This is a genomic window from Mariniflexile sp. HMF6888, from assembly GCF_044335535.1.
In the GTDB taxonomy this organism is placed as follows: Bacteria; Bacteroidota; Bacteroidia; order Flavobacteriales; family Flavobacteriaceae; genus Mariniflexile.
In genome coordinates this window covers 1-12,767 of sequence record NZ_JBIQVZ010000018.1, presented here as the reverse complement: position 1 = coordinate 12,767, position 12,767 = coordinate 1, and the positions used below count along the sequence as shown (strand labels likewise).

At 37.8% G+C, this 12,767-nt stretch carries 1 protein-coding gene; it reads left to right on the top strand.

What is annotated here, in order from left to right; genetic code table 11:
- Positions 1–476 precede the first annotated feature (476 nt).
- Positions 477–12,767, top strand: a 12,291-nt coding sequence (locus tag ACGLWY_RS18555) for a beta strand repeat-containing protein (RefSeq protein ID WP_396621175.1), incomplete at its 3' end; no start/stop codon positions are given.

Below are 12,767 nucleotides of genomic sequence, written 5' to 3'. Positions count from 1 at the left end.
GGGTACGCACGTCATTACCATAGGGCTGGAGTTCCTGCAGGGCATCAGCAATTGCCCTTGTACGCAGAGTCCCGTGCATTAATTTGTTTTATATAAGGAAAGAATTCTCTAAGGCTTTTGCCCCGTGAGTAAAATGGAAAGTTTAAAAATCTAAGATTTTCATCGAATTAAAAAGAACTTTTTTCAGTTAAATACCCACGACAGCTCTGTCTCGGAACATTTATTTTTTTTACATAAAAATCTTACAAAATCAAGTGTTTTTTAGGCTTAAAGTACTATTTTATCGATAAAATACTTTATTTATGGGTTGAATGCATCAATGTTCCAAAATAATTTACGATATTTATCCCGTTTAAAAAAGATTATTTAAGATAAAATGTTTCAAATGTAGGAATAAAGTTCATGAAGAGGCTAGAGCCGCTTCTATAAGTAATTTTTAATATCCCAACCAAGACAACCAACAAAATTACCTGCTTATGAAAAAAATTACATATCTAAAAACTGGATTAAGTATTTTATTGTTTTTACTAAGTATGCAGCTGTTTGCACAAACCTACAAAACTTTTACCGTAAGGGAAAAGGTAGAAGTTAAGGGTAGTATGCTTGTAATTGGAAATAATATTCTAGGTGAGGATAATCTGCCTTTTAATGATCTTACTAAAGATAACCAAGATATATCAATGCAATATATAGATGTTGATTCTGATGCTTCAACATTTAGTTCCAGTGCTGCAGACCTTTTATTATCCGATCATGAAGATGGAAGTGCAACTACATGTTACAGAGTTGCTTATGCAGCCTTGTATTGGGGCGCAGTACTTCAAAGTGGTAGTAGAACAACTATCAATCAAGTAAAATTTAAGTTACCTGGTAGCTCAACCTATAATGATATAACAGGTGAGGTTATTTATGATGCGATTGTTGATCCTATTGCTTCAGAAGCCAATGAACCAGGAAATACACCTTATGCTTGTTATGCCGATGTGACTAATTTATTATCTACACTGTCGGATATAGAAGGAACCTATACAGTGGCAAATGTAACGTCTAGTTTGGGTTTTAATAATTCAACAGGATTATCAGCAGGTTGGACGCTTTTTGTTATTTATGAAGATCCAAGCCTTCATACGAAATCATTTACCACATTTGATGGATTTAGTCATATTTATGATGGACATCAAGAAACAGTTGCAGTTACTGGCTTTACAACCCCGCCAGCTGGACATATTGATTTACAATTTGCTTATGCCACATTGGATGGGGACAGAACAAAAAGGGCAACAAAGTTGGAAATAAATGGTAAGGAAGTGACAACTCCATTGCGACCTGCCAATAAATTTTTTGGTTCGGTTATAGAAAACACTAATGGTGTCTCTTACCCAAGAAATCCTTATAGCGCAAATACCTTGGGTTATGATACAGGTTTTTTGGAAATATTGGATGCAGAACCGGAATATATCAGTAATAGTGAGTCTTCTGCTGATTTTAGATTACAGGTCGCTCGGGGTCAGGCAGATCCCATATTCGCTTTTTTTAGTGCTTTTGCGGTTGATATTATTGCTCCGGATATTGATCTCACTAAGGTCGTGTTAGATACTTCTGGAAACGATATTGATGGAGCCGATGTAACCTTAGGGCAAAACCTATTTTATGAAATCACCTATCAAAGTGTTGGTAACGATAATGTTACACAATTCACAATAAAGGATGTGCTTCCCGATAATATTGTTTTTGATCCTAATACTGATATCGATTATAGCAGTGCAGGAGGTGCCACATTACAATCGTACGATCCTGTTACCAGAACACTTATTTTTAATATTCCAGATGGTTCGGTAGAAGTTAACGATCCTGCGTTTAAAATACGATTAGCGGTTCAAGTAGTTCCTAATTGTTATGATCTGAGTCAAGCTTGTTCTAACGAAATTCAAAATCAAGCTTTTGCAACTTATAGAGGTGTCATAAATCCGACTGTAATACAGGATGAAGGAAGTTTTGCAACAACAGAATGTTTAGGTATACCAGGGTCCACTAATTTTTTGGTAGACATTTCAAATTGTAGTTTCGAAAAAGATGAAGTGCTATGTGGTTCTAGTGTGGTATTAACAGCAGCTGCTGGTTATGATAGTTACTCTTGGTCTACAAGCCCAACAGGAACACCAGTAATAGGCACAGGCCAAACATATACTGCAACAGCTACAGGTACTTATTATGTAAATGATGTTACTTCGTCTAATTGTATATCCATAGATGAAGTGATAAATGTTATTCCTTATGGTAATACAATTACAAATCCAGTCATCCCGTATGCAGACCTGTTACCTATCTGTCCTAATGATGGTAAAGTATTGCCGTATATATTTTTATGTGGTGGCAATACCTCACGTTCTATTACCACAGGTATTAGCGATGCGGTATCAATTATTTGGCAAAAACTGGATGAAACCAGTTGTGCGGAAATGACTGTTGACGATTGTGCTAATGAAAATCCAGCATGTACATGGAATCAAGTAGCTACAGGACCTAATTATGTAGCCGATACTTCTGGTCAGTTCAGGATTGTTATAAATTATCCTGGAGGATGTTTTAGTATTTTCTATTTTAATGTTTATAAAAACTTATTAGTCCCTACTGTTACAGCTAAAGACATTATTTGTACAACCCCAGGCGAAATAACCGTTGGAGGTGTTCCTAGTGGTTATGAATATAGTTTAGACCCTACGGGCCCATATCAATTATCTAATGTGTTTACTATCAATACGCCTAATTATTATACCGTATATATCAGACAAATTGAGGTTGACACCAATCCATGTATTTTTGAAACACCCAGTATTTATGTGAGACAAAGGGATGTTAGTGTTTCAGAATTTGTTACCCAACCAAATTGTAATGGCGGTACTGGAAGTATAAAATTAGCAGTCAATGATGCGCTTCCACAATATTACTATAGCATCTCCCAAGGAGGAACATTAGTTAATAGTGTTGGACCCATTTTAGAAAGTGATTATACGTTTCCTAATCTTAATCCAGGAATTTACACGTATACGGTATCAACGGATGATGGCTGTACCTTTACAGATGATATTGAAATCATCAACCCTCCAGTGTTAACCGTAACCTCTGCAGTTACAAAACCAATAACCTGTACTGATGGTGAAATAACCGTATATCCTGTTGGAGGCACACCACCTTATTTATATTATGTAAATGGTTCCACAGATTCTCAAGATACTCCTATAATACTAGCACCTACCACTGGAGATTACACCATTTTGGTTGTCGATTCCAATAACTGTAGTGCAACAACAACCCAATATATAGAAAGCATACCAGAGCCGATTTATACAATGAGCACTACCAATATATTATGTTATGGAGATAATATAGGAGAGATACAATTTAATGTAACCAATGCTAATGGGTATACGATAACATATAGTATCGATGGAGGAACGACTTATAGTGCCAACCCAACATTCTCCAACCTTAGTGCAGGTACTTATTCTACACGTATTAAATATACACTAGACGGAATAGATTGTTTTACTGAAATTCAAGAAATCACTATAACCCAGCCTGATACGGATTTAACAGCTTCGGCAGGTGTGTCGGAATTAGCTGGCTGTGGTCCTAATGGTGAAGGTAAATTGCGTATTACAAATCCGCAAGGTGGCACACCACCTTACGAATATAGTTTTGATAATCAAGCCACTTGGATAACCACCAATGAAGCTTATGTGGCTCCAGGAACTTACACATTATATATAAGAGATGCCAACGCTTGTATTTATCCTATGCCAGGTGTTGTATTAGATCTTGAACCGGTTGCGCCAACTATAGATATTTCAGATCCTAATTATAATTGTGATGGCACGGCTGATGCTACCGTAACCGTAACAAATTCCGGAAGCAATACCTATAGCTATACCTATTTATTAGATGGTGTAGAAAATACCAATACTGCCGACCCCCAAACATTTTTAGATGTTCCGGAAGGAAACCATACCATAAGTGTAGCCTATCAATTACAAAGCGTGCCCACTTATAGTAATTTGTTGCAAGAAGATTTCGGAAAAGGAAGCTATACAACTACTTCAGGGATTAATTCAGCTTATTGTTTTGAGGATGAGACCAGTACTCATTTGCAGCCAGGATACGCATGTAACACAGATGAATGGATTAATGATGGAGAGTATGCGGTAGCCAGTTCTATTAGAACCACTTTTGGTGTTTGGATTGAAGCCAAAGACCATACTTTGCCCTCTGATCCCTTAGGAAGATTTTTATGTGTAAATGTAGGAGGGTCAGCTGGTATTGGAGGTATATTGTATAGTAAACCAATTTATGACGTTATTCCTAATCAACCTGTAATAATTTCCTTTTGGGCGGAGAACTTATTCAAAGCTATATATTCATATGGTGATGATCCAAAATTAACAGTTCAATTGGTAAATAATCTAAACGGGGTAGGTGGTACCGAAACCATTGTGGCTACAACAGATACTTCAAATCCATGGGTAGTACCAAAATCTGAACAATGGGAATACAAAGAATTATCTTTAAATCCAGGGGCTTACAACAATTTAAGTTTTGTGATTCGTTCTTATAGCAATGAATTCGATGGCAATGATGTACTTATTGATGATATATGGGTTCGTCAATTGCCAAAAACATGTATATTTCAAGAAGACTTTCCTTTTATTATACCATCGGGTCAAGCATTTACGGCAAATATAACGGGAGCTTCTAATGTAAACTGCTTTGGAGGAGCCGATGGAACCATTACCATTGCAGCTCAAAATTTTAACGTCACAAATGGGTTCCAATATTCTATGGATAATGGTACAACCTGGAACACTCAAATAACGTCACCTTACACGATTACTGGATTGGCAGCGGGTAGCTATACCATTCAAGTACGTTATGAAGATGCAGTAGATACCTGTAGTTTTACGCTAACTCAAGACATTACGGCACCAACCCCTTTGGCTGTATCAGCTTCTGGAACACCTGTAACCTGTTTTGATGGTTCTACGGTTACCGCAACAGCTACAGGAGGAACACCAGCGTATGCGTATGAATTATTAGATGCGTCTTTAATAGTGGTAAATACATTCCCTGCTAATGGTATTTTAACCAATGTAGCGGCGGGAGATTATACTATTAGAGTGACTGATGCTAATGGATGTACAGAAACGACTCCACTTAGCTTAATAGCGCCAAATGCACCAACAGCTTCAATATCCAATGCCGATTATTGTTATGATGCCATTAATGGTGCTACCTTGGAAGTTACTGCCTCAGATGGACAAGCACCTTATGAATACAGTATCAACGGAGGAGCATTCCAATCGAATAATATCTTTTCTAATTTAACACCAGGAATTTATAATATAACTGTAAGGGACGCTTATGGATGTACAGTTAATTTACCTACTGAAACCATAGCTAATCAAGTAACGGTAAGTGCTGTGTTAACAAAAGAATTGGATTGTACAACAACATCACCAAATTCATCAGATGCTGTTATTTCAGGAAACATTACAGAAGGATATCCACCTTATATAGTGAGTTTAATTCAAGGAACAGGAACAGTTAACCTGTCAGGAAACACCTTTACTTTAGCAACAGGAACAGATGGCGCTTACCAGTTTCAGGTAACAGATGCCAATGGTTGTATGGCAGTTTCAAATGTCATTACAGTAAACCCCATCATATATCCAACAGCCACTACAACAACGGTAAACCCAAGCTGTGATGGGGATACAAATGGTTCGGTACAAATTATTCCAGCCGATGGCGTTGGTCCATATACTTATAACTTCAACGGATTAGGATTCTCTTCAACATCATTATACACAGGGTTAGGAGTAGGTACTTATACTTATGAAGTACAAGACGCCAACGCATGTATTTTCAGTGATACCGTAACTTTAACAGAACCAACAGCTTTAGTTGTTACGGCAAATGCAACAGCGTTTAGTTGTAGTGCTAGCAATACAAAACAATCAGCGGTTGTAACCATTGATGTTCCAACAACAGGAACGGCTCCGTATTTGTACAGTTTCAACGGATCTGGTTATAGCTCAAATAATACATTAACAGTAAATGATAATGGTACAGATCAAGTTATTACATATTCTGTACAAGATGCTAATGGTTGTACGGATAGTGGTTCTATTACCATATTACAATTAGACCCACCAACAGATTTATCTTTTTCAGCTACACCAATAACTTGTATCGATACAACTTCTGATGTAACACTAACGACTACAGATGGAGTAGGTGCATTAACTTACCAAATTATTTCACCAGCAAGTGCTACTGGAAACACAACAGGCACTACAACAGGTATATTTACAGGTTTAACACCAGATACTTATGTATTTAGAGTTACTGATGCCAATGGTTGTTACTATACAGAGTCTTTCCCAATTAATTCCGTTACGCCTATTGTAGTAACAGGATTAAAATTAAGTGATGTATTATGTAATGGAGGTACTACGGGAGCCATTCAATTTACAGTTTCCGGTAATTCTGGAACCTATACAAGTTCTTTATCTCCTAATACAGGAACTTTAAACCAATCTGGAAATACTATAGATGTAACAGATTTAGTAGCGGGAAGTTATACTTTAGAAGTTATAGATACAGCAACAGGATGTACTGCCAATGAAACAATTACCATTGAAGAGCCTATAGCACTTAGTATTGTATCCGCTACAGCTACTAATGTACATTGTAATAATTACGAATCTCAAATTACAGTTATAGCTACAGATGGCACACCTAATTACATGTATGCAGCAGTAATATCTGGTAACCCCGCACCAAATAATTTGGATTATGCAAGTGGAAACATTATTACTGTTGATACAAATTCTGGAACAAATTTAGTTTGGGATGTGTATGTGAAAGATGCCAATGGCTGTCCTGAAATGGTTACCGTCACTGTTATTAAAGATGCCGGTCCAACAATAAACAATGTAACAGTAAATAATCAATGTGATGTAAGTTCAGGCTTTACATTTACTGTTGACGGATCTGGAGTTGCACCACTTTCATATAGTATAAATGGTGGGGCATCATACCAAACAAGTCCAACCTTTACAGTAAATGCCGCAGGAAGTTATACGATTACTATAAGAGATGGAAATGGTTGTACAGCAACTAGTGCAACACAAACAGAGATTTTTGCACCTATTACGGCTAGTGCTGTTTTAAGAAAGGATTTAACATGTTCCGCTCCAGCCGAGGCCACAATTGAGGGAACGATTTCTGGTGGCAATGCACCTTATACAATAACAACGATACAAGGTAGTGGAACAGCTACAGTAACTGGTTCTACGTTTACATTTTCAACATCCATAGCTGGAGATTATCAATTTGAAATTACCGATGCTAATGGTTGTTCCAAAGAAACAAATGTAATCACGGTTACAGATATAGTATATCCTGTAATATTAAGTGTGAATAAAACGCAGTCTATTACCTGTAATAGTGAAGAAACAGCAGCTATTCAAATTAATATTGACAATACACAAGGATTGGCACCATTTGTAATAAATGTGTATAATAATACCACAGGTAGAGATTACGGAACACAAACATCAGGTTTAGCTGCTGGGGATTATACAATTACGGTTACTGATGCCAGAGGTTGTAGTGATACTGATACTATAATTATTTCAGAACCTTCACCAATTATTATAGATTTTGATGTGGATCCAATTACATGTGGTGCTGGTGGTATTTCCCTTGGTAGAATAATAATCAATACTGTAACTGGTGGCACGCCCAATTACACATATCACGTATCTGGTGTAAATGGATACAATCAAGAAGTGACCAATCAAACGGGAGCTACTCAAGTTTTCGAAGTTGTTAATTTTGGTTTATATGAAATAATAATAACTGACGCCAATGGCTGTACAGCTATAGAACAAAATATTTTAGTAGCTTCTCCTCCTGATGATTTGGATATCGATGTTGTTATGACTGTAGATTGTGTTACTGGTGGTGAAGCCGATGTAAGTATAGGTACTGCCACTACGATAACAGGTACAGGCCCCTTCTATTTTGCCATTTACACTGGTCCTGGAATGGTGTGGGACGGCATACCTGGCGGATCAGCTACTTGGCAATTAGGATCTGGAACACCAGTTTCCGCAACTTTTACAGGATTAATTCCAGGTGCTATCTATACATTTGTAGTGTATGATGATGATAGTAAATGTTACTATTATGAAACGGCAACTACATCTATTCCGACAAATTCAACATTAACAGCCGATTCACTTGTTGCTAACAATATTACTTGTGTTGGTAGTGCAGATGGAAATGTGAGCTTTGATATTGTGAATAATTATGGAACTGACACAAATGTTAGTTATGAGATATTGAATTCACAAACTTTAGGTACAACAGGAATTACAGGTTCAGGAACAGTACCTGCTAACGGAACATTATCAATACCAAATTTAGGACCTCTTGATTTTGGAAATTATGTGATAGTTATTACGGAACAAGCCGGTGCCACTAATGCGGGCTGTAGTATTGTTACTGACTCTTTTAATATTACCGAATCTGCTATAGAACTTGAAGTTACAGCTTCAGTTTCTAAAAATGAAAATTGTGATGAGCTAGGAGTTCTTTCAGCAATAGCAAAATATGGTACTGCACCTTATGAATATCAGGTAGTTGCCAGTGGAAACCCATCTAATCCTTCTAATTGGGTTGTTACTAACACATTTGAGCTTCCAGCAGGTGATTATGATGTTTATGTAAGAGACGCTTATGGTTGTGAAAGGTTTGATACCGAAACAATAATTAAAGATGATGAACCAACAATAGATACTATTCCACAACAATGCTTTGATGGTACACCGTTCAACATAACATTAACAGGAACAACTTTTGATGGTACAGCGACCTATAGTATAGGTGGTGCATATCAATCAAGTCCTAATTTTACAATTAATGCATCAGGAACTTATACCATAAGTATAAAAGATGCTAATGGCTGTATTGCTTCTGATTCTTTTGTGGTGCAACCACCATTGTTATTAGATGCTGTTTTAGACTTAGACTTAACTTGTACTGCTGATGCTGAAATTACTTTAACGGCAAGCGGAGGAACAGGAATATACACGACTTATGATGTGAGTACAGATGGAGGAGTATTTTGGTCGCCAGTTGGAGGAACAACCTATAAAACATCAAATGATGGCACTTACTTATTTAGAGTAATCGATTCTCAGCTTTGTGAAGGATTAAAAGAAGTTACAGTAACACCCAACACCACACCAACATTCACAACTCAAGTATTTGATGTGACTTGTAACGGTGGAGCAGATGGTAGTATTATTGTAACCGCTACCGACGGTATTGCGCCTTATGAATATAGAATAGATGCAGGGGCATGGCAGGCTTCCAATGTATTTAACGGATTGTCTCAAGGAACTTATACCCTAGAGGTTAGAGATAGTAAAGATTGTATTTCGGCGGCTACACCTGCTATTATTGATGAGCCTACTTTAGTAAGTGGTACAGGGAATTTAGACACAGCTTTAAGTTGTGGTGCTGGTAATGCTACGCAACCAGCTCAGGTATCTATTACCGCCAGCGGAGGAACTGCTCCGTATACTTATAGTTTCGATGGTGTTAATTATACTTCTTCTAATACCTATACAACCTATAATTCGGGTACGGTAACCGCATACATTAAAGATGCTAATGGCTGTATTATTAACACACCGATTACTGTTGACATTCCAGCTTTAAGTGTGCCTACCGATTTAGATTTTGCTTCTAACCCAATAACTTGTAATGACCTGACAACCGATGTGACTTTAACAGCAACAGATGGTGTTGGACCATTAATGTATGAAATAATTTCGCCAATTAGTGTAGGAGCACAAGCGTCCAATGTGTTTACTGGTTTAGCACCAGACACCTATGTGTTTACTGTTACTGATGTGAATGGTTGTTATTATACAGAATCCTATACAGTTGTTCCTGTAACCAATATTACCGTTTCAGGACAATTGGTTAGTGATGTTAATTGTAATGCTGAAGCCAATGGGGAGGTAGTCTTTACCGTATCAAATTTTGCATCTACTTATAGCTACACAATTAATGGTAGTCCAGCGATAGTTGGACAAACAAACCCAACAATTTCGTTACCAGGATTAACGTTTGGAGATCAAACCATTGTAGTAACAGATGAAACCACAGACTGTACAGCGACTACTACGGTAACTGTCAGTGAGCCTCCTGTATTAACGCTTGCTGAAGCAAGTAATGTGAATGCGAATTGTAATTTCGGAGCCCAAGTAACGGTTGAAGCTACAGGAGGCACATTGCCTTATCAATATGCATTTATTGTATCTGGGGCAGCAGTTGATTCTGATTATTCAAATAGTAATTCAGCTGTTTTAGATCCAGCAATAAGTACAACTTGGGTAGCTTGGGTACGAGATGCGAATGGTTGTATCGATAATATTAATATAACTATTGATACAGATCCATTACCAACAGTAACGGTTCCAAGTATTTCTGATAATCAATGTGATTTAAATGGAGATCCATTTACATTTACTGTGACGAATCCAACAGGAATAGCACCATTTAGTTATTCTATTGGAGGTGGATTCCAAACCAGTCCTACATTTACGGTTTCTACTCCAGGAACCTATACAGTAACCGTAAAAGATGGTAACGGGTGTACCACCGATATGGCAACGCCTATAACTATCTATCCTGCTTTAGACTTGAATGCAGCCATAACCACCTTGCCAAGCTGTACCGATGATGACGGCATAATTACAGTAACAGGTTCTGGTGGCTCAGGAAACTATGCTTATGCTATCAGTCCGAATGTAGGATCTATATCAGGAAATGTGATTTCAGGTGTGCCTTCAGGTACATATACCGTTACCATAACGGATACAGCAACAAATTGTCCAAAAGATATAGATATCACATTGGAAGCGCCTACACCAGTAACTTTTACAACGACGCCTACAGATGTTAGCTGTAATGGTAGTAGTGATGGCAGTATTACAGTAAACTTGCCTGCAAGTAATGACAACCCTATTTATACTTATAGTTTAGATGGTGGTGTAACTACGCAAACATCCAATGTGTTTACAGGATTAGCACCAGGAACTTATAATATAACAGTGACTTCAGGTAGAGACTGTAATTTAACACAGCAAGAAACGGTAGGGGAACCAAATCCTATAGATGTTCCTGCTCCAGTTGTTGATGATTACGACTGTACCTCAGGAACCAATGCCACAAATTTTGCAACCATAACGGTAGACAATGTTACAGGTGGTTCGGGCAATTATACTATTTATGAGTTTATAAGAGGGGCCTCCATTGTACAATCAGGTCCAAATAATGTATATACTGAAGCTGATTTATTAGGTGGTGCATATACTATCAATGTGTATGATGATAATGGGTGTCAAGGAACAACGTCGGCAACTATAAATCCATTTATAGGTTTAGAAGATATTAATGTAAATATTGATAACGCCATCACCTGTACCAATGATGAAGATATAACCGTTTCGGTAACCAGTTCTGGAGGGACACCTACCAATCTGCAATTTACAGTGGAAGATGTTGATGGTAGTGTAACGGGAGGTATTTACAGTCAGACAAATGTTACCGGTGTTTTCACAGGATTACCAATTGGTAATTACATCATAACCGTTACCAATTTAGATACGGATTGTAGTTTGCAAACAGCTCATTATGTTAATGATCCTAACACGTTTGATCTTACTATTGATTCTGTTATTGATGTGACGTGTTTTAGTGATTCTGATGGTAGTGTGAATGTAACGTTTATAGATAGAGTCCCCACACCTACAGATGAGTCCGGTCCTTTTAGTTACAATGTTGTTGATGCTTTAGGAACTACTGTTGATTCAGGAACCACAACCGATGCTGGTCCGGTAGCAATTTCAGACTTAGTGTCAGGAACTTATACCATAACTGCTACGTTAACAAATGCACCGTATTGTACAGTAAGTAAAAACTTTACTATTACGGCACCAACGGCTGCGTTAGCTATTACAGAAACCCATACAGCAATTACCTGTGTGAGTGGTAATAATGATGGCACTATTTCAGCTAGTGCTACAGGCGGATGGCCAGGTGGTTATGAATATCGATTGGAGAATTCTGGAGGCACTGTAGTTCCTTACAGTTCAGTATCAAATTTCACAGGATTAACTGCTGATAACTATATTGTAAGAGTTAAAGATAGTAAAGGTTGTGAGGCATTCGTACCCGTAACACTGGTAGTACCAACCCCAATAAATGCTACGGTAGCAGCAACACCAACTCTATTGTCCTGCTTTGGGGACAAAAACGCAACAATAACCGTAGGCAATGTAATGGGCGGTCAGGGAAGTAATTATACGTACACCCTTAACATGGTGCAGCCAACGGTAACATCGTCAGGTCCACAAACATCAGCTGTATTTAACGGACTGGGAGCGGGAACGTACAATGTTACGGTTACCGATGGCTATAACTGTGAGTTTACAACGGCCGATGTTGTTATATCGGAACCGTCACAGATAGTGGCCAGTTTGGTAAAGGCAACGTCCCAGACCTGTTTAACAGATGCCACCCTAACATTAAGCGCAACAGGAGGAACAGGGGCTTATGAATATAGTGATGGTGCATCTTTTACTAACGTTATTGGATCATTTACATCAAGTGTTACTTTTTCCGTAACA